Source organism: Paraburkholderia piptadeniae, assembly GCF_900007165.1.
GTDB classification, from domain to species: Bacteria; Pseudomonadota; Gammaproteobacteria; order Burkholderiales; family Burkholderiaceae; genus Paraburkholderia; species Paraburkholderia piptadeniae.
In genome coordinates this window covers 111,605-134,961 of the sequence record NZ_CYGY02000050.1, presented here as the reverse complement: position 1 = coordinate 134,961, position 23,357 = coordinate 111,605, and the positions used below count along the sequence as shown (strand labels likewise).

At 62.5% G+C, this 23,357-nt stretch carries 21 protein-coding genes, 6 pseudogenes and 1 riboswitch; of the genes and pseudogenes, 8 read left to right on the top strand and 19 right to left on the bottom strand.

All coding sequences use genetic code 11. The features are described from left to right. Positions 1–79 precede the first annotated feature (79 nt). The 4 genes from BN2476_RS25865 to aroQ form a co-directional block, all read right to left on the bottom strand. On the bottom strand, positions 80–847 hold the full coding sequence (locus BN2476_RS25865; RefSeq protein WP_218274542.1) for a site-specific integrase family protein: 768 nt from the start codon (positions 845–847) through the stop codon (positions 80–82). Positions 848–1,254: 407 nt separating this feature from the next. Beyond that, positions 1,255–2,613: an MFS transporter gene (locus BN2476_RS25860; protein ID WP_087737000.1), complete on the bottom strand. Its 1,359-nt coding sequence runs from the start codon at positions 2,611–2,613 to the stop codon at positions 1,255–1,257. A gap of 52 nt (positions 2,614–2,665) precedes the next feature. Next, positions 2,666–3,520, bottom strand: a complete 855-nt coding sequence (locus BN2476_RS25855) for a shikimate dehydrogenase (protein ID WP_087736999.1) — start codon at positions 3,518–3,520, stop codon at positions 2,666–2,668. Then, positions 3,520–3,975, bottom strand: coding sequence for a type II 3-dehydroquinate dehydratase (aroQ, locus tag BN2476_RS25850; protein ID WP_087736998.1), 456 nt, complete (start codon positions 3,973–3,975; stop codon positions 3,520–3,522). The genes BN2476_RS25855 and aroQ overlap by 1 nt, the downstream gene beginning before the upstream one ends. Before the next feature lie 445 nt (positions 3,976–4,420). Between aroQ and BN2476_RS25845 the strand changes: the two genes are divergently transcribed. Beyond that, on the top strand, positions 4,421–4,759 hold the full coding sequence (locus BN2476_RS25845) for a hypothetical protein (protein WP_087737086.1): 339 nt from the start codon (positions 4,421–4,423) through the stop codon (positions 4,757–4,759). A 159-nt stretch (positions 4,760–4,918) separates the two neighbouring features. After that, positions 4,919–5,233 (top strand): hypothetical protein, encoded by a 315-nt coding sequence (locus BN2476_RS48430; RefSeq protein ID WP_087736997.1) that lies wholly within the window; start codon positions 4,919–4,921, stop codon positions 5,231–5,233. A 39-nt stretch (positions 5,234–5,272) separates the two neighbouring features. On the opposite strand, the gene BN2476_RS25835 is transcribed toward BN2476_RS48430, so the two are convergent. The 6 genes from BN2476_RS25835 to BN2476_RS25810 all read right to left on the bottom strand — a co-directional run bounded on the left by BN2476_RS25835 (position 5,273) and on the right by BN2476_RS25810 (position 10,346). Continuing rightward, positions 5,273–5,608 carry a hypothetical protein gene (locus tag BN2476_RS25835; RefSeq protein ID WP_087736996.1) on the bottom strand — a complete coding sequence of 112 codons (336 nt, stop codon included), beginning with the start codon at positions 5,606–5,608 and terminating at the stop codon, positions 5,273–5,275. 100 nt (positions 5,609–5,708) lie between these two features. Continuing rightward, positions 5,709–6,485: an AraC family transcriptional regulator gene (locus BN2476_RS25830; protein ID WP_087736995.1), complete on the bottom strand. Its 777-nt coding sequence runs from the start codon at positions 6,483–6,485 to the stop codon at positions 5,709–5,711. Between the two features lie 199 nt (positions 6,486–6,684). Continuing rightward, entirely contained in the window at positions 6,685–7,995 is a 1,311-nt protein-coding gene (locus tag BN2476_RS25825; RefSeq protein ID WP_087736994.1) for an FAD-dependent oxidoreductase, read from the bottom strand. Further along, entirely contained in the window at positions 7,992–8,270 is a 279-nt protein-coding gene (locus BN2476_RS25820; RefSeq protein WP_087736993.1) for a 2Fe-2S iron-sulfur cluster-binding protein, read from the bottom strand. Before BN2476_RS25820 ends, BN2476_RS25825 begins: the two co-directional genes overlap by 4 nt. Continuing rightward, positions 8,263–9,384, bottom strand: a complete 1,122-nt coding sequence (locus BN2476_RS25815) for an NAD(P)/FAD-dependent oxidoreductase (RefSeq protein WP_087736992.1) — start codon at positions 9,382–9,384, stop codon at positions 8,263–8,265. The genes BN2476_RS25820 and BN2476_RS25815 overlap by 8 nt, the downstream gene beginning before the upstream one ends. Continuing rightward, complete coding sequence (locus tag BN2476_RS25810; protein WP_087736991.1) at positions 9,381–10,346, bottom strand: 4-hydroxyproline epimerase; 966 nt, start codon at positions 10,344–10,346, stop codon at positions 9,381–9,383. The genes BN2476_RS25815 and BN2476_RS25810 overlap by 4 nt, the downstream gene beginning before the upstream one ends. A 347-nt stretch (positions 10,347–10,693) precedes the next feature. Here BN2476_RS25810 and BN2476_RS25805 point away from each other — a divergent pair, with 347 nt between their 5' ends. Next, on the top strand, positions 10,694–11,599 hold the full coding sequence (locus tag BN2476_RS25805; RefSeq protein ID WP_087736990.1) for a dihydrodipicolinate synthase family protein: 906 nt from the start codon (positions 10,694–10,696) through the stop codon (positions 11,597–11,599). Positions 11,600–11,739: 140 nt separating this feature from the next. Here the strand turns inward: BN2476_RS25805 and BN2476_RS25800 are convergent. The 3 genes and pseudogenes from BN2476_RS25800 to BN2476_RS45690 all read right to left on the bottom strand — a co-directional run. Further along, positions 11,740–12,039, bottom strand: a pseudogene (locus tag BN2476_RS25800) (winged helix-turn-helix domain-containing protein); the annotation flags it as partial. 46 nt (positions 12,040–12,085) lie between these two features. Then, positions 12,086–13,828 (bottom strand): tetratricopeptide repeat protein, encoded by a 1,743-nt coding sequence (locus BN2476_RS25795; RefSeq protein ID WP_087736989.1) that lies wholly within the window; start codon positions 13,826–13,828, stop codon positions 12,086–12,088. Positions 13,829–14,089: 261 nt separating this feature from the next. Further along, a pseudogene (locus BN2476_RS45690) lies at positions 14,090–14,342 on the bottom strand (Tn3 family transposase); the annotation flags it as partial. Between BN2476_RS45690 and BN2476_RS25785 the strand changes: the two are divergent. Beyond that, positions 14,339–14,523, top strand: a pseudogene (locus tag BN2476_RS25785) (DUF3363 domain-containing protein); the annotation flags it as partial. The pseudogenes BN2476_RS45690 and BN2476_RS25785 sit on opposite strands and share 4 nt — an antisense overlap. 79 nt (positions 14,524–14,602) lie before the next feature. Here BN2476_RS25785 and BN2476_RS25780 read toward each other — a convergent pair. Further along, positions 14,603–15,499 carry a LysR family transcriptional regulator gene (locus BN2476_RS25780; RefSeq protein ID WP_087736986.1) on the bottom strand — a complete coding sequence of 299 codons (897 nt, stop codon included), beginning with the start codon at positions 15,497–15,499 and terminating at the stop codon, positions 14,603–14,605. Between the two features lie 94 nt (positions 15,500–15,593). Between BN2476_RS25780 and BN2476_RS25775 the strand changes: the two genes are divergently transcribed. The 4 genes and pseudogenes from BN2476_RS25775 to BN2476_RS25765 all read left to right on the top strand — a co-directional run bounded on the left by BN2476_RS25775 (position 15,594) and on the right by BN2476_RS25765 (position 18,083). Continuing rightward, positions 15,594–16,343: a sulfite exporter TauE/SafE family protein gene (locus BN2476_RS25775; RefSeq protein ID WP_087736985.1), complete on the top strand. Its 750-nt coding sequence runs from the start codon at positions 15,594–15,596 to the stop codon at positions 16,341–16,343. 86 nt (positions 16,344–16,429) lie between these two features. Then, entirely contained in the window at positions 16,430–16,960 is a 531-nt protein-coding gene (locus BN2476_RS25770) for a carboxymuconolactone decarboxylase family protein (protein WP_087736984.1), read from the top strand. Positions 16,961–17,119: 159 nt separating this feature from the next. After that, positions 17,120–17,274: pseudogene (locus BN2476_RS45685) on the top strand (epoxide hydrolase); the annotation flags it as partial. A 53-nt stretch (positions 17,275–17,327) separates the two neighbouring features. Next, positions 17,328–17,443, top strand: a riboswitch (ZMP/ZTP riboswitch). A 23-nt stretch (positions 17,444–17,466) separates the two neighbouring features. After that, positions 17,467–18,083 (top strand): annotated as a pseudogene (locus BN2476_RS25765) (LysE family translocator). Positions 18,084–18,108: 25 nt separating this feature from the next. Here the strand turns inward: BN2476_RS25765 and BN2476_RS48425 are convergent. The 5 genes and pseudogenes from BN2476_RS48425 to BN2476_RS25740 all read right to left on the bottom strand — a co-directional run. Next, positions 18,109–18,246: pseudogene (locus BN2476_RS48425) on the bottom strand (DUF2158 domain-containing protein); the annotation flags it as partial. A gap of 835 nt (positions 18,247–19,081) precedes the next feature. Then, positions 19,082–20,716 carry a choline dehydrogenase gene (locus tag BN2476_RS25755; RefSeq protein ID WP_087736982.1) on the bottom strand — a complete coding sequence of 545 codons (1,635 nt, stop codon included), beginning with the start codon at positions 20,714–20,716 and terminating at the stop codon, positions 19,082–19,084. 2 nt (positions 20,717–20,718) lie between these two features. After that, complete coding sequence (locus tag BN2476_RS25750; RefSeq protein WP_235850964.1) at positions 20,719–21,093, bottom strand: cupin domain-containing protein; 375 nt, start codon at positions 21,091–21,093, stop codon at positions 20,719–20,721. Between the two features lie 19 nt (positions 21,094–21,112). Then, the gene (locus BN2476_RS25745) at positions 21,113–21,976 is read right to left on the bottom strand and encodes a glycine betaine ABC transporter substrate-binding protein (protein WP_087736981.1); all 864 of its coding nucleotides are present in this window, start codon (positions 21,974–21,976) and stop codon (positions 21,113–21,115) included. Positions 21,977–22,032: 56 nt separating this feature from the next. Further along, positions 22,033–23,289 (bottom strand): M24 family metallopeptidase, encoded by a 1,257-nt coding sequence (locus BN2476_RS25740; protein ID WP_087736980.1) that lies wholly within the window; start codon positions 23,287–23,289, stop codon positions 22,033–22,035. Positions 23,290–23,357 lie beyond the last annotated feature (68 nt).

Here is a 23,357-nt window from a genome sequence, read left to right as displayed (position 1 = left end):
AATATGACGGCGGGTTTGACGGGATCGATAAATGTGTCGTCGAGCCGGTAAACCGGATCGAAGCTGGTGTTTCTGCGAATCAGGTCATGCCGCGCGCGGATATCGGTTTCGCGCCGGTCGAGTGCATCGCGCAGGCGTTCTTCTTCGCATAGGACAGCCATCGGTCGCGCGGTTCGCCTTCGTCCAGTAACGCCTTGTGTTTCTTCTGCACGGAGGAAACGGGATTGCGGTCGATGATCCGGCAGTCGACGGCCAGCGTAAAGAGACCGCACAGGGACTTGAGCTTGCGCGCGACGGTCGCCGGTTTCATGGGCTTGCCGGTACTGGTTTCCTTTTCCAGTTCGTCGTAAATCCAGTCGAGAATCGTCTCGTCGTCGATGATGTTCAGCGCGCCGGGCATCGCATCGCCCATCTTGCGAATCTCCTTGATGGTCCGCTCGGCCTGCTCCTTCCTGGTCAGTTTCAGGCGCAGGTGCTTCGCGTAGCGGTCGTCAAGAAAGCCGTTGATGGTCGGCACAACCATCGCCGCCCTGGTGTCGCTCGCGGCCTTCTCGCGCTTGCGGAGAATCTCACCGGGCGTGTCGATCCTGTGCTCCAGGTCCTGGGTGAATTTAAGCGCGGCGGCGCGCGCTTCGGAGACGGTCTCGCCGGGATAGCGGCCGATGGTCTTGCGACCGTATGAGCCGTCGGGCTTCCTGTAGCGATAACAGAAGCTGATGACGCCTGCGGGCGTCACGCGGACCATGAAACCCTGCTGGTGGTCGTAGATGTCCTGGTGTTTGCCGGTGCCGCCCGCGTTGCGGATTCGGTCGAGAAGGTCGCGGGTGATGTTGGTGCTGCGTGCCATGCTTGCCTCGTATCGAGCGTTAGCCATGCGTAGAGGCGCACCGTGTTTTTCTGTTCGTGGGTATCCTGTGGGTCCCGTGGGTAATCCGTGGGTGAAATCCGGTACGGACAACCGCGAACTGACACGGAGCTGTACGAACCATAAAGTCTTTGCAATCAACGCCTTACGGTCTTGCACGTACTTCTACGCTCCTGCGCGGAGTCTGTATATCCCCCGCACAGGGGCAACGCCTGCGCCGCGAGGCGCTATCGCGGATGCCAGCGCAAAGGCAACAGCACCAAAACAAAAGCCGTTGCAAACAAAAGCAAGTGCCGCCCCGCACAGGGGCAACGCTAGCACCGCGAGGCGCAATCGCGGATGCCGGCGGCAAGCCCAAAAAAACCAAACAGCGTCGCAGACAAAAAACATCAATCCCGCAGCACGATCCGCTTGATATCCCCAACAATGAAGATATACGACAGCGCCCCGATCAACGCAACCACACCGATAAACACCAGCGCGCCCACGAAGGAACCCGTCGCCGACACGATGAAGCCGACCACGAGCGGCGTCACGATGCCCGCCAGGTTCGCTGCGAAGTTGAAGATCCCGCCTGTCACGCCGAGCAACCCGTCGGGCGCGATATCCGACACCAGCGTCCAGCCGAGCGCCGCCATGCCCTGCGCGAAGAACGCCACCGACAGGATCACGATCACCGTCACGTTGCTCTCGACATAGTTCGCGAGAATGATCGTCGACGCGAGCAGAAGACCGGCGATGATCGGGAGCTTGCGCGCCACGTTCGCCGACACGCCACGGCGCAGCAGCCAGTCCGAGAACGTGCCGCCGAACATCACGCCGATCGAAGCCGCGATGAACGGCATGATCGCGAAGAAGCCGATCTTCAGCCAGCCCATGTGGCGCTCGGTCGCGAGGTACGTCGGGAACCAGGTCAGGAAGAATACCAGCGTCGAGTTGCCCGCGAACTGGCCGAGGCAGATGCCCGTCAGCTGACGGTGCTTCAGCAGCTGCCCGATCGTGCGCCAGCTGAAGCCGCCGTTGTTACCGGTAGCTGCCGTTGCTTCCTTCGATGCCTTGCGATGCGTCAGACCGCCGCCCGCTTCGATGTACTCCAGCTCGGCCGCGTTCGCGCCCGGATGATCGCGCGGCTCGCGATAGAAGCGCCACCACACCAGACCGAACACGACGCCCACGCCGCCGACGACCCAGAAGAGCGAGCGCCAGCCGAACGCGCCCATCAGCGCGAACAGGAACGGGCTGAAGAACGCGAGCCCGATGTATTCGCCGACGGTGTAGGTGCCCGTCGCCATCGCGCGCTCGCTTTGCGGGAACCACGTCGCGACGATGCGGCTGTTGGTCGGAAAGCATGGCGCTTCCGTGACGCCAAGACCGAGCCGGCACGCGAGCAGCGCACCGACGTTGTGCACGAAACCCTGCGCGAGCGTGAAGCACGACCAGAGCGTCATCGACAGGTAGTACGTGATCTTGCTGCCGAAGCGGTCGAGAAACAGTCCGCCTGGAATCTGCGACGCGACATAGCTCCACGAGAACGCCGAGAACATCACGCCCATCAGCGCGGCGCTGATGCCGAGTTCCTTCGTCAATTGCGGTGCGGCGATGCCGAGCACCGTGCGGTCCAGGTAGTTGATCATCGTGCCGATCGCAAGCAGCGCGAGGATGCCGTAGCGCGCCTTCGAGCGGCGCGCGGTCGCCACGCTCTTCGGCGGAGCGGCCGATGCGTCGGGATGTTGAATCGATTGCGGCATGGTTGTCTCCGTGTCCTGGGGCAGGACCTGTCGTAGTACTTAGTAGCGGGTGTTAGCGGTTAAGCAGCGACTGCAGGTGCGCGTACATCCGTTCCGGGTCCGGCTCGCGGCCAGTGAAAATGCGAAAAGCGTCGACGGCCTGATAGACGGCCATGCCGCCGCCGCTCAACGTGCGGCAGCCCACTTCTTCAGCGGCTTGCAGCAGCGCCGTTCGGATCGGGAAATAGACGATATCGGCGACCCACAGCGCGCTATGCAGCAGCTCGGCGGGCAACGGCATGCCGGGCAGCTTCGCCATGCCCGTCGGCGTCGCGTGAATCAGGCCCGTCGCCTGCTCCATCGCGCCTTGAAGGAACTCGCCCGCGCTCACCGTCGCGGCAGGGAAGCGCTCCTGCAATTCGGCGGCGAGCGACTTCGCACGCGCACTGTCGACGTCGAATACCGTCAGCGCGCGCGTGCCCATCATCAACGCCGCGTGCGCGACGGCCGCGCCCGCGCCGCCCGCGCCCAGTTGCACGACGCGGTCGAGATTCGCGCCCGGCAGGCCGCGCTGAAACGCGCGCGCGAAGCCGGACCAGTCGGTGTTGTGGCCGATGCGCTTGCCGTCGCGCAACTGCACGGTGTTGACGGCGCCGAGCGCGCGGGCGTCGTCGGAGAGCTCGTCGAGCAGCGGAATGATCTGCTGCTTGCACGGATACGTGACGTTGAAGCCGTTGAAGCCCATCCGCTCGGCGGCGACGATCAGCTCCGGCAGAGCGGACGCGTCGAGCTTCAGCGCTTCGAGATCGATGCGCCGGTAGACGTATTGCAGGCCAAGCCGACGGCCCTCTTCTTCATGCATGGCGGGGCTCAGCGACCCGCCGATGCCCGAGCCGATCAGACCCACCAGATACGATTGCGTGCTCATTACTTCACCTTCTTCGACTTCAGGATTTCTGCCATGCGCTCCAGCGCGAGCACATAGCCTTGCGTGCCGCAGCCGCAAATCACCGCTTCCGCGACAGCCGACACATACGAGTGATGCCGGAACGACTCGCGCTTGTGGATGTTGGAGATATGCACTTCGATCACGGGCTTCGCGATCGCCGACAACGCATCCGCGATCGCCACCGACGTATGCGTATAAGCGGCGGGATTGATCACGATGCCCTGCTGCGTCTCGCGCGCTTCGTGCAGCCAGTCGATCAGCTGATGCTCCGCGTTCGACTGACGGAAATCGATCGCGAGATCGAGCCGTTCGCCCGCCTCGCGGCAACGGCGCGCGACATCGTCGAGCGTTTCCGCGCCGTAAATAGTCGGCTCTCGCGTGCCGAGCAGGTTGAGATTGGGTCCGTTCAGGACCAGCACCGACGCAAAGCTCATGACTGACCGCTCCACAAAATTGACTCTCCGTGCGGAAAACACCAACCGCCTCCACGACGTTGTTCCGCGACGTGAACCGAAGTTTGCACCTGTATCCGGCGTTCGTCTTTTGGGGTTTCTACTAAATTTGTACGATCTAGTTAGTTTTAAATTTGATCGTACAAACCGTTATTTTTCATGTATTTCCCGTGAAGCAGGCAACGAATAGTAGTAACCAAGTGGTGCGAAAGTAGCGTCACTCGGGTAGCGGGAACGCGCTCGAAACGGCGCTTTCGGCCGACGCGGCGAGCGCTTCGCGCAGGGTCCGCATTGCCGCCGCAGCCGTCCGAAAACCGGGCATGTGGCTTGCGCCGATATAATTTCCCGGATGTTTCGCGGCATTTCGCCGACGGGCGCGGCAGTCACGCCGCTCACCGAAGCGCAGCCGTCAACGCGAAGGAGAGTTATGAGGAAGCTAGCCGTCACCCTGTCTGTTCCGCTGTTTCTCACCGCCTGCGCGGCGTATCAGGCCTCGCACAACCCGGATGCCGGTGATCCGATGAAAGACACGATGACGAACCGCTCGACCGACGACGTCATCCAGTGCATGACCCAGGCCGCGGCAAAGCACGACACGCCCGTCAAAGCCACGCCGATTCCGCAGGGCCAGATGCTCGATTTCGGCGATTCGAACATCGTCAAGGTCCGCACCGATAACGGCGGCACGACGTTCCGCTATTACGCAGGCAAGCGCAACACGTCGAATCTGTGGATTGAAGGCGCAAGTAAGGAATGCGCGCCTTAAAAGCGGCTTTCTGCGCTGCGAGGCACCGGGATGTAACCAGATGAAACAACTTCGCCCGCCCGGCAAAGGCCGGCGGGCGGGGACTTTAAGAATCGTTTAAGTCTCGGCCGTCACGATTCGTCTTCGACACTGACCCGCGTTCCGCACGAGGTGCCCTGGATGGATTACCACAACGACCGTAACGACCTGACGAAGCGCAGCGTAGCCGGATCACCGGCCGCGCCGGCCCAAGCCGCCAACACGACGACTGCCCCGCCGAAAAAGTCGACGCTTCTGCGCCGGCTACTGAGCCCGCACGAAATTGCCACACTGCTGCTGTTGCTGCACGCGCCCGTCGCCGCGTTCGCGAAACCGGAGCTTCCGATGCTGCAGGAAGCGGGGCTGGTCGAGACCGTCTCCACCGATGCGGGTGAATCGCACATCCGTCTGACGCCCGAAGGCAACGCGATCCTGCGCGGGCTCGGCGTCCGCTGAACGTCCACGGCAGCGCGCCGCGCCTCTCGCGCCGCGTGATCATGCCTGCCACACGGCATAACCGGCTTCACGCAATCCGATCGCCAGTTCGACCTCCATGTCGCGTGCGCCTTCGTACGGCATCGGGTTGAACACTTCATACAATTCCGGCATCAGCCTCAGGCCGTAATCGCGCACGTAGCGGTTCGACTGGATGCCCGCCTTGTGCCGGTCGAAGCGCAGATCCGGGTCCAGCCCCGTCATTCCCACATACACGCACGGACGTTCGAAACGATAGTCGGGATTCGCGCGCCGAAAGCGCGCCTCGTTCCAGACGGTATCGTCGAGCGCCACCGCGTATACGTAGTAGCGAAGCTTTTGACGGCGAACAGACATCGTTTGCGGGTTTCTTCTTCTGATTGCGAGAGCGCGTTTTGCCCGCGCTCCACTGGATACGCGTACAGCCGTTCGCGGCGGGCGGCGGCGGTATTGGCTGCTAGCCGCGCGCAGTGCCGTGCAACAGCATCCGGTATTCGGTCGGTGTCACGCCGACCGTCGCCTTGAACTGACGCGTGAATGCGCTGTGATCCGTGTAGCCGCACAACGCGGCGACATCCGTCACCTTGTCGTGAGAGACGAGCAGCGACGTCGCCGCATCGAGCCGCGTCTTGAGCAGCACCTGACGCGGCGTCAGATGAAACACCTTGTGGAAATACCGTTCGAGCTGCGCCACCGACATATCCGCCATCGCCGCGAGATGCTTCAGATTCAGCGGCTGCACGTAGTTCTCTTGCAGATACTGAACGACCGTCGCGAGCCGGCTGTACGCGGGGTGGCTGCTTTCGTCGGCGCGCAGGTCGCGCGAGATGCCGGCCAGACCGACCACGCGCCCCGTCGCATCGCGCAACGGCTGCTTGCAGGTCAGGCACCAGCCGGGCTGACGGCCCGGATACAGATGGAGTTCCAGCTGATCGACCATCTGGCTGCCGACATGGATCACGGCCTTGTCCTGCGCCGTATAGATGCGGCCGAAGCGGCTCGGGAACACCTCTTCCGCCGTCTTGCCGAGCAGCGCCTCTTTCTCCTTGAATCCGCAGCGCGACACGAGCGTGCGATTGACGAGCGCGTAGCGCGCCTGCGCGTCCTTCACGAAGAACACGATGTCGGGCATCGCATCGAAGACGGGTCCGAGCAACGCGAAATGCGAGAGCATCCCGGCCAGCGACGCGTCGCCCGGATCGAGCGCGTCGAGCGTATGTGCGAGCGTGTTCATCGTGCGGGTTCCGTGCATGAACTGCGGTGAACGGTGGATGTGAGCCCCGGCAAACGCTCGCGGGGCTGGTCGATTATAGGGCGGCGCGATGCGCGCGAAGAAATTCGCTTTGCGGAAATTGCAGGCGTTTTTCGTCTGATGCGTGCCTGGCAGGTGCGTATCGAGCTTGCCAGTCGGCGCGGTTGACGCTCGCGGCTTATCAGTCGGTGGCCGTTTGTGTGTCGGCGGCCAGCATCAACGTGCCGATCCGCGCGGGACTGATGGGTGGACGTGTCTGAGCGACCTGCCAGCCGAACAGCGTTTGCGCCGCCGCGCCGCACACGCGCCCCTGACATGCGCCCATGCCGCAGCGCGTATGCAGCTTCGCATCGCGCCAGTTCGCATGCATGCGGACCTCGCCAATCGATACGTCTTCGCAGCGGCACAGCAGCGTGTCGTCGCGGGGCATCGCACGCGCGAACTCGCGCAACGCGAATGCCGTCTCGACTCGCTGCGCGAAATGGCGCCAACGCTCGCGTTCTTTCACAAGCGCGTCGATGAGCGTCTGATCGCCGACACCCAGCGCATGCAGTCCGGCGAGCCGCCCTTCGACGTGCGCGAGTTCCATCCCGCCGACGCCCGTGCATTCGCCCGCCGCGAACACGTAGTCGACTGACGTGCGCTGCGAGTCGTCGACGGCGATCGCGCCATCGCCGTCCGTCGCGCAGCCCAACGACTGAGCGAGCGTCGTGTTCGGCACGAGCCCGTAACCGCAAGCGATGCGGTCGCAATCGATCGACTCGGTGCGTCCGTTGGCTCGCTCGATGATCGCGCGCTCGACGCGACCGTCACCCTGCGCGGCACGTACGGCGGCCGACGTCAGATAGCGCAGGCCCGCGAAGCCGCGCGTCAACTGCACCGCCTGCAAGAGCTTCGCCGGCGTCGCCGTAAGCGACGCGCCGAAGCGCATCACGGAAGCCGACGACGCCTGCTCCACGATGGCCACGATCCGCGCGCCCGCCGCGCGTGCGGTGGCCAGCGACGCGAGCAGCAACGGCCCGCTGCCCGCGATCACGATGCGCTCGCCGCGCACAGGCACGCCGCCTTTGATCAACGCCTGCAGGCCGCCCGCGCCCGTCACGCCGGGCAACGTCCAGCCCTCGAACGGTAGCAGCCGTTCGCGCGCGCCCGTCGCCAGAATCAATCGCTCGTAGCCGATGCGCGCGCCGCCGCGTTCCGCCGATTCGATCAGCAGACGGCGTCCGTCGAGCGGCGCGACGACGCGCGTCGATTGCAAGAGCGTCACGCGGGAGTTTGAATCGATATCGCCTGCCGCCCCTATCGCCTTCAAATGAGCGGTCAGCGTCTTTGACGGCGGATGCGCGGGCCCATAACGCCACACCTGCCCGCCGGCGCGCGGATTGTCGTCGAGCACGGCGACGCGCGCACCCGCGTTCGCGACCTCGCGCACAGCAGCGAGACCCGCAGGCCCCGCACCGATGACGACGAGATCGAAGTGCGCGTCGTTCATCGCGGCCTCGCCGTCTGAATGATCTGGCCGTCGCGGCACAGCGTCTGACACGCGAGCACGTGCGCGCGTCCGTCAACCGTCACGCGGCATTCGTGGCAGATGCCCATGCCGCACAACGCGGAGCGCAGCTCGCCCGTCACCGATGCGCGCGTCCCGCTCATGCTCGCGCCGCAGACAGCGAGCGCCGCAGCGACGGTCATGCCCTCGTCGACATCGACAGACTCGCCGTCGATCACGACGCGTACGCGCGCACGCTGTGCATCAGAGTCAGACATGGCAGGCCTCGAAGCGCGCGGGCAGGAACGGATCGGCGTCAATCGCGGCGGGCGTCTGCGTGATCTGCGCGGCGAGCAGCTGCGCCGTGCCGAGCGACGTCGTCACGCCGAGCCCTTCGTGTCCGACGGCGAGCCACACGCCAGGCGCCGCGCTGCCGGCAGGGCCAATCAACGGCAAGCCATCCGGCGATGCCGCGCGAAATCCCGTCCACGCGCGCAGGCCGTTGAGCGCGGGCAACTCGGGCAGGTAACGCGCGGCGCGCTTGAGCATCTGCGCGAGCACGGGCATCTCGACGGCTGGATCGGTCGTCTCGAACTGGCGCGACGAGCCGATCAGCAGTTGCCCCGTGGGACGCGGCTGCGCATTGAACGCGACCGACGTGCCCGTCGCGTGATGCGCGCTCTTGATGTAGCCGAGTTCGAGCAGTTGATGTCGAATGAAACCGGGGTAGCGGTCCGTGATCAGCAGATGACCCTTCTTCGGCTGCAATGGCAGCCGGCGCACGAGCGCCGCCGCATGCAATCCGTTCGCGACGACGACATGCGCACACTCGATACGCTCGCCATTCGAAAGCGTGACCTGATGGCCGTCGAGCGCTGCCACACGCGTATCGAGCCGCACGTCGATCAATGCTGCCGCCGGCGACTGCGTGAGCAGCCATTGCGCGGCGGACGGCGCGTACACGATGCTGTCGTCCGCGATGAGAAGGCCGCCTGCCATGCCCGGCGCAAGCGACGGCTCGCAGTCGTACAGCGCGCGCGCATCGAGCAGATCGGCCACAACCTGTTGCGCGGCGAACGCCGCTTGCATCGCGCGCGCGGCATCGAGTTCTTCGGCATCGGCGGCGACCCAGAGCGTGCCGCAACGCGCGAACGCATCGCGCGCGCGCAACTGCGGCGCGAGCGCGAGCCACAGCTCGCGCGAATAGCGGCTCAACGCGAACTCCGCGTGTGAGTCGTTCATCACGACGATGTGCCCCATGCCCGCCGACGTCGCGCCGCCGCCGATGCGCTGCGCGTCGAGCACCGTCACGCGCAGACCGCGCGCCGCGAGTTCCGCCGCGCACGCCGCGCCGACGATGCCCGCGCCGACGATCACCACATCGGCCGTCATACCGTGCGGATGCCCCACGCGAACGGATCGCGTTCGTCGAAGCACAGACGGCTTTCGGCCATGATGTGCGCGTGCCCCGTGATGGTCGGAATGACGGCGGGGACGTCGTTCTGCGTGCCGCCATCGACGTAGCTCGCTTCGAACAGGCTGCCGATGATGCTCTCCTGCCGCCACACCGCGCCGGACGCGAGCTTGCCGTCGGCGGCGAGGCACGCGATCTTCGCGCTCGTTCCCGTCCCGCACGGCGAGCGGTCGTACGCGTTGCCTGGGCACAGCACGAAACTGCGGCTATCGATCCCTGCACGCGAGCCCGGACCGAACAGTTCGATATGGTCGATCACCGCACCGTTCGCCCCTGTGATGCCCGACGCGATCAGCGCATCGCGGATCGCCGAGCTGAAGTGCGTGAGTTCGGCAATGTTCGACGCGTCGAGCGTACGGCCATGGCCGGCGACGAGGAAGAACCAGTTGCCGCCCCACGCGATGTCGCCCGTCAACGCACCGAAGCCCGGCACGTCGACGGTCACGTCCTTGCAATGCCGGTACGCGGGCACGTTGCGCACCGACACGCTGAGATCATCGTTGAGCGTCGCTTCGACGAAGCCCACGGGCGTGTCGATCAGATGCCGTCCCGGCCCGATACGCCCCATATGCGCGAGCGACACGACGAGCCCGATCGTCCCATGTCCGCACATGCCCAGATATCCGACGTTGTTGAAGAAGATCACGCCCGCCGCGCACCCTTTGTGATCCGGCTCGCACAGCAGCGCGCCGACGACCACATCGGAACCGCGCGGCTCGGTGACGATGCCCGCGCGCCAGTCGTCGAAGCGCGCGCGAAACACGTCGAGCCGTTGCGCAAGCGTGCCGCCGCCGAGATCGGGGCCACCGGACACGACGAGGCGGGTTGGCTCACCGCCCGTGTGCGAATCGATTACGTTCAGGGTTTTCATGCCGCTCATGGTAGGAATGCGGCACGGCGCAGTCTTGAAGCGGCTGCGCGTGGATTGTGACGATTTCGGCATAGCCAGCGAGACGCTGGCTGCGCGTTTGACGCGCTGTCCGCGGGTCCAATGAACGGTCATTGACATACCCTTGCATCGCATCGGGAAGCGGCATGGTTGGCATGCGCCATTTAGGCGGCGCAATGTGGTTCACGGTCACGACGCGACAAATGCACCTTAAATCACGGATCGCCGTCGCACAGCCACTGTGCCGAAATCGTCACGCGCGATGCGCGATTCGCGCAAGACACCCGAAAATTCGCTGCTTACACTGCACTCGACTCATCACTTTCAGGAGAGCAGTCGTGGCGCACATCTGGGAAGGCGTATTGCCCGCAGTCACCACCAAATTCAACGCGGATTTCAGCATAGACCGCGCGGCAACCCGCAAGAACATCGAGGCGCAGATCGATGCGGGCGTCGACGGCATCATCGTGTGCGGCTCGCTTGGCGAGGCGTCCACACTCTCCCTCGACGAAAAGCTGCAAGTGCTCGACGTCGCCGTCGAGGCATCGCGCGGCCGCGTGCCCGTGCTGCTGACGATCGCCGAGAACAGCACGCTCGACGGCTGCCGTCAGGCCGAGACGGGCGCGAAACATGGCGCGGCGGGCTATATGGTGCTGCCGGGCCTGCGCTATCTGTCCGACCGCCGCGAGACGCTGAACCACTTCCGCATGGTCGCCGACGCGAGCCCGCTGCCGCTCATGATCTACAACAATCCGCTCGCCTATGGCGTCGACATGACGCCGGAGATGTTCGCCGAAATCGCCGACGAGAAGAAGATCGTCGCCATCAAGGAGTCATGCGGCGACGTGCGGCGCGTGACGGACCTGATCAACGAAGTCGGCGACCGGTATGCGATTCTTTGCGGCGTCGACAATCTGGCGATGGAAGCGATATTGATGGGCGCGCACGGCTGGGTGGCGGGGCTCGTCTGCGCATTCCCGCATGAGACGGTCGCGATCTATCGGCTGCTGAAGGCGGGACGGCTGGAGGAAGCACGCGCGATCTATCGCTGGTTCGCACCGCTGCTGGCGCTCGACGTTTCGCCAAAGCTCGTGCAGAACATCAAGCTCGCGGAAGCGATCGTCGGCCTGGGCACGGAGCCTGTTCGCCCGCCGCGTCTGCCGCTCGCGGGCGATGAACGCAAGACCGTCGAAGCGCTCATCCGTCATTCGATCGAAACGCGGCCGGCGCTTCCGAAGCTGTAAGCATGAGCGCCTGTGTGGCGTATCCAGCAGGCACGGCCGGTATGAGAAGTGAGCGCGCGGAACCATTGCGCGAAAGCCGTGCACAAAAAGATGCGGCGGCCGAAGCCGCCGCATTGACCAGGCGTGATGCCCGAGCGCGCTCAAGCCGCTTCAGCGTGCTGCGCGACGGCTTCTTCGCTGCGCAGATGCAGTAGCCGATAGCCGCTCTTGTACACGGGCTGCAAACGGAAATCGTTGTGCGGGTCGATTTGCAGCAGCAGGCGCAGACGCGACACATGGCTGTCGATCGTGCGCGTCACTTCGCGGAACTCTCGCCCCCAGACCATCGCGAAGATGTGGTCGCGTGACAGAACGCGGCCGATGTTCGAAAAGAACAGCGACGCCAGCCGGTATTGCGTGCCCGACAGTTGCACGGGCGTGCCGCGCAGCGTGACGAGCTGTAATAAGCGCTTTGGCGCTTAGTCAAAACGCAAACTCTCTCGCGCTCTATTGCGCCCGTGTCGAATCGATCAGCTCGTCCGCCTCGCGATTCAATACGCCGGCTTCGGCCGAACGTTGCGTGTGGCTGAGCAGCGCGCCGAGATTCCGCAAGGTGCGCGCTTCATCCTGCCGCCAGGTCAACGGATCGTCGTGTGCGAGTTTGCGGTACAGATCCAGCGCACGGCGCCACGCGTCTTCCGCTTCGCGCGGCCTGCCCGTGCGGCCGTAGAGCACGCCCAGATTATTCAGTATCCGCGCCTCGTCAGGCTGGTACGCGGCAGGCGTATTGTGCGAAAGGGCGTGAACGATCTGCAGCGCTTGCTGATACGCCTGTACCGCCTTGACCGGTCGCCGTTCGAGGCGGTACAGCACGCCCAGATTGCCCAGCGTACGTGCGAGGTCGGGCTGGTAAAGCGCGGGGCTTTCGCGGGCGAGTTGTTGACGGATTTTCAGAGCTTCCCGGTAGGAGTGTTCCGCTTCTGGCAGCCGCCCGCTTGCGCTGTAGAGGTTGCCGACGTTGTTCAGCGTGCGCGCAAGCGCCGGACGCCAGGCCGCGGGGTTGTCGTGTGCGAGTGCGCGCTGGATGCCGAGCGCTTCGAGATAGGCGAGTTCCGCGTCGCGCGTGCGCTGTGTTGCACTGTAGAGAATGCCGAGATCGTTGAGCGTCGATGCGACCGCGGGCCGATACATGGCCGGGTCCTGTCGGGCCAGCGCGCGGTCGAGGGCAAGGGCTTCGCGCCACGCGTCTGCCGCATCCTGAAGACGTTGCGTGTCGCGATACAACGTTGCGAGGCTGTCAATTGTGCTAGCCACTGCGGGACTGTAGACGGAAGGGTTCACACGCGCTAGCGCCCAGTAGATTTCGAGCGCGTGTAGCCACGCGGTTTCGGCTTCCTTCTGCTGCTGCCGCATCATATACAGACTGCCGAGCTTGCCGAACGTACGCGCGACGGACGGCTGCCACACGGCGGGCTTCTGTTGCGCAAGCGTCCGGTACTGGATCAGCAGTGCTTGATACACCGGCTCCGCGCGCTCGGGCTCGTGCTGCACGAGCAGCGTGTCGGCGAATGCGGTGGCGATGTCCATATCGTCGGGTTGCAGCGCATGGGCCTTCTCCAGGTATGGCAGCGCGTTCCATGGCGTGAAGCGAAGCAGTTCGATGATCGCCGCTTCGTAGTTGCGCGCCGCTGATAGCTGGGTCGTACCGGGTGCTATAGCAATGAGCCGCATGAGTAGCACGGATGCGTCATCCAGATCGAGGCGCCTCGCGGCTTCGCCGAGCTGCATTTCGGTGGGATCCGCGCTGCTTGTGATCGACAATCTGCGCAGCAGATCTTCATAACGTGCGTTCCATTTCGACGCTTCGGCTGTGACGTCGATATCGGCGCGTGTCCTGATCTGCGATGCGAGGCTTTCGAGGATCGGTTCGAAGTTATCGAACGCGGCGTCGTTTGTGGGTTCGCCGTGGTCTGCCAGAGAGACGACCGCGTGCAGCATCACGTTGGCCGCTGTCGCCAGCGCAACACGTTGTTCGGCGGAGAGCCCGTCGCTCTTCATCGCGCGGTTCAGGCGTTCAATGACACGCGCGAGCGCTGGCGCGGAGGCAGTACAGCGGGTCCGCATTTCGAGTCCATTCTGGACGTAGACCTCGGAGAACGACGGCAAACACGCATCGGCCACCCCCGCAGCGGCGCATGCCGTGGACAGCGCGGTCATCGCGATGCCTGAGAGAATCTTGCCCGGACTCATTTCCAGTCAGCCTTGCAGGGTTACTTGTAGGGCGTTGCGCGACGCATCGCTTCGCTTGGAACTCCGCATTGCCATCGCGTGTACTTATTCTATTGAAAACAGGTGAGCCATTTCTGTGGGAGGCAGGCGCCGCCGTGGGCCGAAAAAGTTCGCAAGCTTGAAACTATTGCGCAAGCGGATGACGCATTGCGGCCGATCTCGGTTCGACGCAGTTCGTCCTGCCCCGACAGGCGCAGACCGCCCCCTTCGCGGTCATTCAACTCCAACAATGGAACGTCCGGATGCAACCGCATAGCGGACCGCGCGTTCGAGATAGACGGTGTTCCACAGCATGATCGCCGCGACGACGAGATTCAGGCCACTCACGCGATGACATCGCAGTTCGTATGCGCGATCGTGCAGCTTTCCGAGCCGATTGAAGCACACGGCGCGAGCCAGCGAACTACGCGCCTCTCCCTTTGTTGAGCCCGGCGGTAACGCGTTGCCGTTGGGCCGGGTCGAGGAGCCACTCGATCGGCTGGCATCTACCGCCGTTCCGTCATGCGCGACAGCGGACGCTATGCCGTATGGGATTCAGTCTGGTGCCGTGGAAGCCAGTGATCGAGCAGCAGTCGGGGCGGCAGATCGCAGCGACGGTGAGCGGCGGCGGGGTATCCTGGGAGATTGGACGGCGGCGGGGAATGTCGGTGGGGTGAACATGAAATCAGCGCACGGCGACATGCACCTTTTCGGCCAGGAAATCCAGATGGCATTCACCCGCAGCCGGCCGCGCGGCTACAGGGTCTGCGCCCCGCCGCCGAGATGCGCCAGCAGGCTTTGCATCGGCGCAGATAGAGTGTGCCATTGCTGAAAGCACAGACAAAGCCGCCTTCGTGCCCAGTTATCGCTGATCGTAATAGTTTTGAACGGATATCTGCGTCGAAAGCGCCTGGCGACCGCCAGTGGGATGATCGCGACTCCCACCCCCTGCGACACCATCTGGCACGATCCCTCGAAGTTTTTCATGCGAATACGGAGTGCTAACGTCTTGCGCAGATCGGCAGCGTGTTCGTCGATGTGATCTTGAAGCGCGCTCCCGGCCTCCAGGCCAACGAACTGCTCACCCGTAACATCGGCAAAGCAAACTTCCTTCGATTCTGCGAGTCTGTGCGCCACAGGGACGATCAGGACGAGATGGTCACTGGCGACAGGCTGGATTGTGAGACCTGTGGGGTTGACTGCATCTGATACCACACCCGCTTCGGTCAGTCCTGCGCCGATCATCTTCACAATCTCGGCACTCGTACGCTCTCTCAGATCAATGTTCAGACGCGGACGCTGCGCAAGCCACGGGGCAAGCCTCTGCGGCAAGAGGCCAGTCAGCGCCGCCGTATTTGCGTACAGCAGCAACGTACCTCGCGTACCGGCGCCAAAGTCGCGCAGTTCTCCCTGCAACAGGCTGTGCTGTCGGAGTATCAGACGCGCATGGTGCGCTAACGCTTCTCCTGCCTCGGTGGTTACCACCCCTCTGCGGCTTCTTTCAAGCAGAACGACACCGGCATCCGACTCGATGTTACTGATCCGCTCGCTTGCCGACGCCAAAGCGAGATTTGCCTGTCGGGCCCCGGCTGTAATGCTGCCAGCATCGACCACACAAACGAACAGGCGCAGATCCACGAGATCGAATCTCATACACTCACCAGGACAGATTGCCTTCGGACAATCCGAAGGCAATATCGGAAAAACCGCATTGTGCCAGTTCCCGGTTGAAGGCGTAATACCCTGCATGAATACTCTGACCATCGGATTGACCGGCCTGCTCCTCGCCACTTTTCTCGGAGCCGGTGTCGTTAAAGGCGTGACCGGAATGGGCCTGCCCACGGTTGCCATGGGCGTGCTTGGGGCTGCCATGTCACCGCTTACGGCGGCGGCGATCTTGATAATTCCGTCCTTCGTGACCAACGTGTGGCAAATGCTGGTTGGGCGAGACACACTCCGCATCATGCGACGGCTGTGGGCAATGATGCTCTGCATCGTGATCGGTACCGTTCTGGGGACGCGACTGCTGGTCGTCGTCGATCCCGTCTGGTCGGGACGTGCGCTGGGAATCGCCCTGATCGCCTATGCGGCCTATGCGCTGTTCTTGCCGACGCTCTCGTTCCCGGAACGGCTCGAGTCCTGGCTTTCGCCCGTCATCGGCATTGTTACCGGGTTGTGGACTGGCGCCACCGGCGTCTTCACGATTCCAGCTGTGCCCTATCTGCAATCGTTGGGTCTTCAGAAAGACGAGCTCGTGCAGGCTCTTGGCCTTTCGTTCACCGTCTCCACGGTTGCTCTCGCAGCAGGGCTCCTGGCCCATGGCGCGTTCCGGCTCGACCAGCTCGGCCTGTCGCTGCTGGCTGTCATTCCCGCTCTCGCTGGAATGTGGTTGGGGTCGATAGCGCGGCAGAAGATCAGCCCGAAAGCCTTCCGCCGTTGCTTTCTCCTATTCCTCATCATCCTGGGCCTCGAACTGACGCTGCGTCCGTTTTCCTGAGTCCTCGCCACCTGATGAAGAGCTCACACCATGAGCCGTATCGCTATTCCCGCCACACCTGATGAAGAGTTCACACCAAGAGCCGTATCGCTATTCCTGACATCACGTCCGCCACCGGCGCCACTGCCGATATCTATGCGCGGGTGAAGAAGATTTCCGGTGGCCGCGTCCCCAATACGTACGCCGCGTTGGGCTACCTTGTACCGGCGTCTTTGGCCGCGGTGCTCGACGCCCAAGGCACATTGAACTCGGGCAGCCTGAGCAGGCAAGAGCACGAAACCATCAAGCTGTTAGTCAGTGAGAAGACCGGTTGCGACGTTTGCGTGGCCGCGCACAGCTTCGTGGGCAAATTGGTGGGCCTGCCGGTCGATTCGCTGCGTGCCATTCGCGCCGGACAGCCCACGGGTGACGCCAGGCGTGATGCCTTGGTGCGCTTCGTGTCCCACCTGCATTCCACGAGCGGCACGACTAGCGAGGACGAGTTTAATGCCATCCGTGCGGCCGGCTACACCGACATCCAATTGGCGGAGATCTCGCTGACCATTGCGCTCGGCATCTTCACCAATACCTTCAATCGTATCAACGGCACCGACGTCGACTTTCCGCCAGTCAAGTAAGCCGCCTTGCCGGGCGTGCATGGCATCACACATCCTGGGTTCGCCCGGCTCCTCATGGACATAGCGCGTGCCGATACGAGAGATATCAACTTATGACCGCACAAGCCTTCGAATTTGACGGACCGCGCGGCTACCGGCTCGCCAGCAGATTGGAATTGTCGGACGATCAGCCAGCCGCCGCGCTCGTGGGTCGAGGCACGTTCAATGTGCTGCAATGGACCGATATGCCGCATGGCGGTCATTTCGCGGCGCTGGAACAGCCGGCACTGCTGGCCGAGGACCTCCGGCGATGCTTCAGACCACTGCGCAGCTAAGGTGCGTTGCGATGGCGCAGCCAGGCACAACAGCCGTTGTCGTGGAATGATCAACGGGTTCGCGCAACTGGCGCTGCGAGATGGGCCACCATCAGGGAACGCGAACCGCGCTTCGACGTCGCTTCCCGTCGGCCGGAGCCGCGAACCGCCGCGCGCTTGGGCATTACCACGATCTTGTCATGGAGACATGCGATGCCTGAACACACTTCTCTTCTGGCCTTCGGCCTCGTCGCACTGGGTATCGCGCTTACGCCGGGCCCGAACATGATTTACCTGGTCTCACGTTCGATCTGCCAGGGCCGCGCCGCGGGGCTGATCTCGCTAGGCGGCGTCGCACTCGGATTCGTCGTCTATATGTTGTGTGCGGCACTTGGCATCACTGCGCTGCTACTCGCGGTGCCGTTTGCGTACGACGCTTTGCGCTTCGGCGGCGCGCTTTATCTGCTTTGGCTTGCATGGCAAGCGGTGAAGCCGGGCGGAGGTTCGCCGTTCCAGGTACGCGACCTGCCGGCCGACAGCCCTCGCAAGCTGTTCATGATGGGCTTCGTGACGAATCTGTTGAATCCGAAAATCGCGGTGCTTTATCTTTCGCTGCTGCCGCAGTTCATCGATCCGCGGCACGGTAGCGTGCTGGGACAGTCGCTCGCACTCGGCTTCGTATCAGCGTGAACGCATTAGTCGCGATGACTGCGGGCTCGATCGCCGGATTTCTCGCGCGCCGGCCCAGATGGCTAGCGATGCAGCGCTGGATGATGGGAACCGTGTTGACGGGCCTGGCCGTTCGGATGGCGATGGAAGCGCGCCGGTAGCGGATTTGCGCGCGCGCCGCAGGCTTCAGGTAAGCGCGACCCGGATGAATGTGTGCAGTTGCACCGAACCCGCGGGAATCGAGCGCGGCTCGCAACGCACGCTATCCAGATCGAAGGTGTCCTGGCGCAATTCGCCGTGCTTATCAAACCATTGGCAGACCAGTCTAAACGGGAACCGTGCTCGCTTCGCGACCGATCCGTATCGAGGAGACGACACGCACAATGAGCGGCAACCTGCAGATCGAATCGACTGACCTGATACTTGCCACGCTTGCGCGGCAAACCTTTCTCACGTAAGGGCTGGCTCTTCGAACTAAAACTCAAGTAGGCACCTGGCCTCGCGCTGCCTTTCAGAGGCTTGCCTAGCATGAGATTGGTATGTCCATAATAGTCGCCGCCGACGCGCCGAATGTGCGGATTGCAACGGCAAGTTGTCGTTTCGGTAATCGTCTTGTAAGTCGACCGTGTCGACTCACTCATCACCTGGCGCACTTCGGCGGACGCAGTTCCGCATAACGATTATTGAATGGCCGTTTGCTGAGCGGAACTGCCGTCTGAACGCATTGCTTAAGGAACGGTCGACTCATCTGCCAATATCGCATTGCCTGGAAATAACCGGACCGTAGCGGCCGCGCCTCGCTGTCCCGCGCTCCTGATGACCGACTGCCACTAAACGCCGCCACTCGCGTTCGCCTTTATGGTCGACGTTTGGGTGCAAAGCTCAGCCAGACAGGTTGTCCGCCACGGAAGAGAATGCACCGCCTATCAGCAAGCCATCAGCCCAATCCCGGCTCCAGGCTGACGTCCGGGTTCCTGGACATCACTCCGCTGCGTCCTGTAGGAGCCAAGGTGGACTTGCGGATGGTTGACTGACTCTCCTTCAGGCAACCAGAGCGGCCGTTTTACCCGGCCGTTATATGGCGAATTGCTAAAGCCGACCCGACAGTACCCTTTGTTAGAGCGAGCACGGCGTACCGAAACCGTTCGGCAAATCTCGGTCAGGCAGCGAACTGCAGAGGTTGTGCTTGCATCGTTGGTTGCCCGAGCACAAGATCGCTTGCTCGCTCGGCTAGCATGATGGTCGCAGCGTTGATGTTCGCGCTTGGAATCGACGGCATAACCGATGCATCGATGACACGCAGTCGCTCTATGCCCCTGACTTTCAGATCTGGACCCACGACGGCGGACGGATCGTGCTTCGCTCCCATCTTGCAGGTTCCACAGGGGTGATAGGCGCTTGACGCGTCCTGCCTGATGAACTCGTCGACGGCCGCGATTGCGCTTACATCGACGCCCGGCATGTCTTCACGGTAGTGAAAGCGACGGAAGGCGGGTTGTCGTGAAAACAGCAGGCCGAGTCGTACCGACTCGCGCATCACGCGCCAGTCTTCCTCGGTGTCCAGGTATTTCGGATCTATCGAAAGCGGGTCTTCGGCGTGCATCGACTTCAGTCGGACACGTCCGCGACTCGTTGGGCGCATCGGACCTACTCCGATTCGATATCCGTTTGTTTGCCGTGTGGGTATCCAGTCCTTGTTGAAGAACACCGGAAAAAAGTGGAACTGAATATCCGGATGGGGAATGTGGAGGGCGCTTTTCAGAAAGGCGCCGACATGACACTGGTTGACGGACGCAACGCCCGACTTGAAACCGAACCACTGCACGCCAGCCCACAGCATTCGGTGAAGCTGCAGTTCCCGGTTGAGCGAGACAGGTTCCCTGGTTTCGATCTGGATATGACATTCCAGATGGTCCTGCAGATTTTCTCCAACCCCTGGCAACTCGACTCTCGGGACTATCCCTTTTTCCATGAGATGATCGACCGGCCCGATTCCTGACAACATCAGCAGTTGCGGGGAACCGAAGACTCCAGCGCAAAGTAAAGTCTCCTTACGTGCAGTGACGTTCACGACAGAGTCGCCGTTCAGCACCTTGAACCCGGTCGCCCTGTTGCCGATAAGGTTGATCTGCTCGAGTGTGCTCTGCGTCCAGATCGTCAGATTACCGTCGTCCTTGCGCGAGTGAAGGTAGCCGTATGAGGCGCTGTTGCGAATACCGTGATCGACGCTCATCTCGAAGCGCGACACACCTTCCTGCTGGTATCCGTTCACGTCGTCGGTGAGCGGAAAGCCAGCTTCGACGCCCGCATCGAGAAAGGCCTGGTTGAGCGGACAGAGATGCTCCTGACGCTGCGCATGAATGAACCCGTCGGCACCCCGATAAGCGCTGCTGACATCACTTCGCTCGATCTTCCGGAAATACGGCAGACAATCCTTCCAGCCCCAGCCCGTCGCCCCTTCCCGCTCCCAGCGCTCGTAGTCGAGGGGATGACCGCGAAGCCATGTCATGCCGTTGATGGAAGATGAGCCGCCCAGAACGCGACCTCGCGGCTGCAGGATGCGGCGGTTGTCGAGGTTCCGCTGCGGCTCGGTCTCAAACCAGTAGTTGTATTTCGAACTCGGCTTGAAAATCGATCTGAGGCCGGCGGGCATACGGATCACCCACGAACTGTCACGTGGACCCGCTTCGATCAGCAATACCTTATTGCCGGCATCAGCGAGTCGGCGCGCGAGTACGCAGCCGGCCGAACCCGCTCCGCCGATTACATAGTCAAACTCCAGAGCCTCGCTCATGATCACGCCTCTGTCGCTGCACCGCGATCCTCGTGATAGGTGTAGCGGGTTTCGATAGGCGCTGATATCTCCCACACCGCCTCCGCGCCGTCGCCGATGGACACGAAGTCCCCGGCCTCGATGTCGAGTTGCGCGCCATGTGCGAACGTCAGCCGTGCCCGGCCATTAACGACGTAGAACGTCGCGCCCGGTACATAGCGATGCTGGAACGTGTCGCTGTCGCAATGCCACGTGTCCCAGCCGGCGGTCGTGTGTTCGATGTCGTCCGGCGCTGGTTGCCTGGAGATGGATGGAGTCGTGATGGAAACGTTCATGTCGGATATGAAGAGTAAAAGCTGGAGTTGACGCAAACTGAGGAGCAAGGCGTCGGGATTCATCGCCGCGTGTTACGCAGGCTTACTTCGTCCACTGCTGAACCAGCGTGCGGTTCGCGTCGATCCAGGCCTTCGCGCCTTTCTCAGGGTTTGACACACCTTGCTTGATGATTTCCGACATCAGCCCGCCCAGCGAGTTGTCATCCATCTTCCATTGCTGCAACCACCGCTCGACGTCGGGATGCTGCTTCTTGAATGCCTGGGTCTCGATTCCATAGATAGAGTCGGTCGACCCATAGGCGCCTTTCGGGTCCTTCAGATACTTGAGCTTGTATTTAGACCAGATCCAGTGGGGTTTCCAGAGCGTCACGACGACAGGCTCCTTGCGCTGAATCGCACGTTCAAGCGACAGGACCATCGCAGACTCGGACGATGACTGAACGTCATAGTCGAGCTGATAGGTCGTCTTCGCCTTCTCCGTCAACTGCATGAGGCTGCTGCCGGAATCGATGCCGACGATCTTCGGGCGGCCACTGGACGCGAAGAGACTTTTGTTCGCATTCAACTGGTCGATGCTGTCGACGGCAACATAGTCAGGAACGACGAGGCCCAAATTTGCCTCCTTGAACCAAGGCCCGATCTGCACCACTCTGTCCTTGACCTTGTCGAACGCGGGCTTGTCGCCTGACGGAAGCCAGACTTCGAAGGTCAGGTCGATTTTCCCCTGCGCGACGCTGTTGTAGATCAGCGCCTTGTCCGCGTTCTGTAACTGGACCTTGAGCCCTTTCTCGTCGAGAAGGACTTTCCACATGTTCGCGACAGCGATGTTCTCCGCCCAGTTGTTCACGCCGATCGTGATCGACCTGTCTTCTGCACGCGCCGTGGCGCCCGTTAGCAGAAAGACGACGGGCAGTAACCACTTGAACAATCCCAGCAACTTGATCATTTTCTACGCTTCCATTTGAGGGTTGAAACCGTCCAGCACATGCAGCGTCGCCTTGCTTATCGCAGCAATGTTTCTTCGAACGGGAAAAGTGAAAGCAGGCGAGTTCCTGTCTCCGTCACGAGCAGTTGCTGCTCGAGCTTCACGCCTTCCTGTCCAGCGTGCTCGCCGATGTAGCTCTCGACGCACAGCGTCATTCCCGGTTGTATTTCACCGTCATAGCCAGACGCAGCGAAGTCCGCATGATGGTAGAGGTACGGATATTCGCCCGTCATACCGCAACCGTGTGCCGACAGGTAATAGCGATTCGCGTGGTATTTGTCCGGGATGTTCCAGGCCTTGTCGCTGTATTCCCTGAACGTCATGCCCGGACGAATGATCCCCATGTTGTGATGTACCTGCTCGTGAGCGAGCTTGTAGAGCGTGCGCTGGTTCTCGCTCGGCTTATCCGGCCCGGCGTGGAAGGTACGGGAAAAGTCAGAGTAGTAACCGTGACAGCCGACGACATCGGTATCCAGCGCGATCAGCTGGTTTGGTTCGATGACATGGCTGGATGTTTCCTGGAACCAGGGGTTGGTTCGACGCCCGGCACTCAACAAGCGCGTCTCAACGTAGTCGCCATCCTGAGCGATGACCGATTGATGCAGCACAGACCAGAGCTCGTTCTCCGACATGCCGGGCCGGATCGCGTCCCGAAGCTTTCCGACGGCAGCTTCTGTCGCCCGCAGCGAAGCGATGACGCACTTCAGTTCCTCGGCCGACTTGATGGCGCGCGCCATCTCGATCGGCTCCTGCGCATCCACCAGACGCACGCCATGCCCGGCCAGCGCAATCGCGACTCCGGCGTTCATGCGCTCGATACCGACCGTGGGCCGGGGACCGACGAGTTCAGTCAGCGTGGCTACCATGTCGGCCGCCCATGCCTTTTCGCGCGCCACGATGGCCGGGCCTGCCGCGACGAAACTGGCGGTTGACGATGGACGGACTTCGTCGATCGTCTCCAGGCCGTCGGCCAGGTGCTCGCAACCAGTGAACTCGAACAGAATCGTCCGGCCTTCCGTGACGATGAGGTAGCGCGAAGGCGTGTTACGGGCGCAAAAAATCTGCATGTTGCGCGCGCCCGTGGCGTACCTGATGTTCACTGGGTCACTGATGATCAAGGCCGCGATATCGCGTTTTCGCATTTCGGCCCGAATTCTGCCAAGGCGATACGCTCGCACCGACGGGAGGTCGATGTCCGAGCCGTGCGAGGAGTGATCGAGCGACTGAAGATCGGAAAGATCGTGGCGCCCGCGGTGCCACTGTAGCGTAGTCATAAGAACGTCCAGATGGGGAAAACACCAACCTCTAGTTATAAGGCTTGTCGCTGCAGCCGGCGCGCTGA

What these genes read in the sequence shown, in the direction of transcription:
- BN2476_RS25865 (WP_218274542.1), bottom strand. Translation starts at nt 847, where the DNA reads ATGGCACGCAGCACCAACATCACCCGCGACCTTCTCGACCGAATCCGC.
- BN2476_RS25860 (WP_087737000.1), bottom strand. Translation starts at nt 2,613, where the DNA reads ATGCCGCAATCGATTCAACATCCCGACGCATCGGCCGCTCCGCCGAAG.
- BN2476_RS25855 (WP_087736999.1), bottom strand. Translation starts at nt 3,520, where the DNA reads ATGAGCACGCAATCGTATCTGGTGGGTCTGATCGGCTCGGGCATCGGC.
- aroQ (WP_087736998.1), bottom strand. Translation starts at nt 3,975, where the DNA reads ATGAGCTTTGCGTCGGTGCTGGTCCTGAACGGACCCAATCTCAACCTG.
- BN2476_RS25845 (WP_087737086.1), top strand. Translation starts at nt 4,421, where the DNA reads ATGAGGAAGCTAGCCGTCACCCTGTCTGTTCCGCTGTTTCTCACCGCC.
- BN2476_RS48430 (WP_087736997.1), top strand. Translation starts at nt 4,919, where the DNA reads ATGGATTACCACAACGACCGTAACGACCTGACGAAGCGCAGCGTAGCC.
- BN2476_RS25835 (WP_087736996.1), bottom strand. Translation starts at nt 5,608, where the DNA reads ATGTCTGTTCGCCGTCAAAAGCTTCGCTACTACGTATACGCGGTGGCG.
- BN2476_RS25830 (WP_087736995.1), bottom strand. Translation starts at nt 6,485, where the DNA reads ATGAACACGCTCGCACATACGCTCGACGCGCTCGATCCGGGCGACGCG.
- BN2476_RS25825 (WP_087736994.1), bottom strand. Translation starts at nt 7,995, where the DNA reads ATGAACGACGCGCACTTCGATCTCGTCGTCATCGGTGCGGGGCCTGCG.
- BN2476_RS25820 (WP_087736993.1), bottom strand. Translation starts at nt 8,270, where the DNA reads ATGTCTGACTCTGATGCACAGCGTGCGCGCGTACGCGTCGTGATCGAC.
- BN2476_RS25815 (WP_087736992.1), bottom strand. Translation starts at nt 9,384, where the DNA reads ATGACGGCCGATGTGGTGATCGTCGGCGCGGGCATCGTCGGCGCGGCG.
- BN2476_RS25810 (WP_087736991.1), bottom strand. Translation starts at nt 10,346, where the DNA reads ATGAGCGGCATGAAAACCCTGAACGTAATCGATTCGCACACGGGCGGT.
- BN2476_RS25795 (WP_087736989.1), bottom strand. Translation starts at nt 13,828, where the DNA reads ATGAGTCCGGGCAAGATTCTCTCAGGCATCGCGATGACCGCGCTGTCC.
- BN2476_RS25780 (WP_087736986.1), bottom strand. Translation starts at nt 15,499, where the DNA reads ATGAGATTCGATCTCGTGGATCTGCGCCTGTTCGTTTGTGTGGTCGAT.
- BN2476_RS25775 (WP_087736985.1), top strand. Translation starts at nt 15,594, where the DNA reads ATGAATACTCTGACCATCGGATTGACCGGCCTGCTCCTCGCCACTTTT.
- BN2476_RS25755 (WP_087736982.1), bottom strand. Translation starts at nt 20,716, where the DNA reads ATGAGCGAGGCTCTGGAGTTTGACTATGTAATCGGCGGAGCGGGTTCG.
- BN2476_RS25750 (WP_235850964.1), bottom strand. Translation starts at nt 21,093, where the DNA reads ATGAATCCCGACGCCTTGCTCCTCAGTTTGCGTCAACTCCAGCTTTTA.
- BN2476_RS25745 (WP_087736981.1), bottom strand. Translation starts at nt 21,976, where the DNA reads ATGATCAAGTTGCTGGGATTGTTCAAGTGGTTACTGCCCGTCGTCTTT.
- BN2476_RS25740 (WP_087736980.1), bottom strand. Translation starts at nt 23,289, where the DNA reads ATGACTACGCTACAGTGGCACCGCGGGCGCCACGATCTTTCCGATCTT.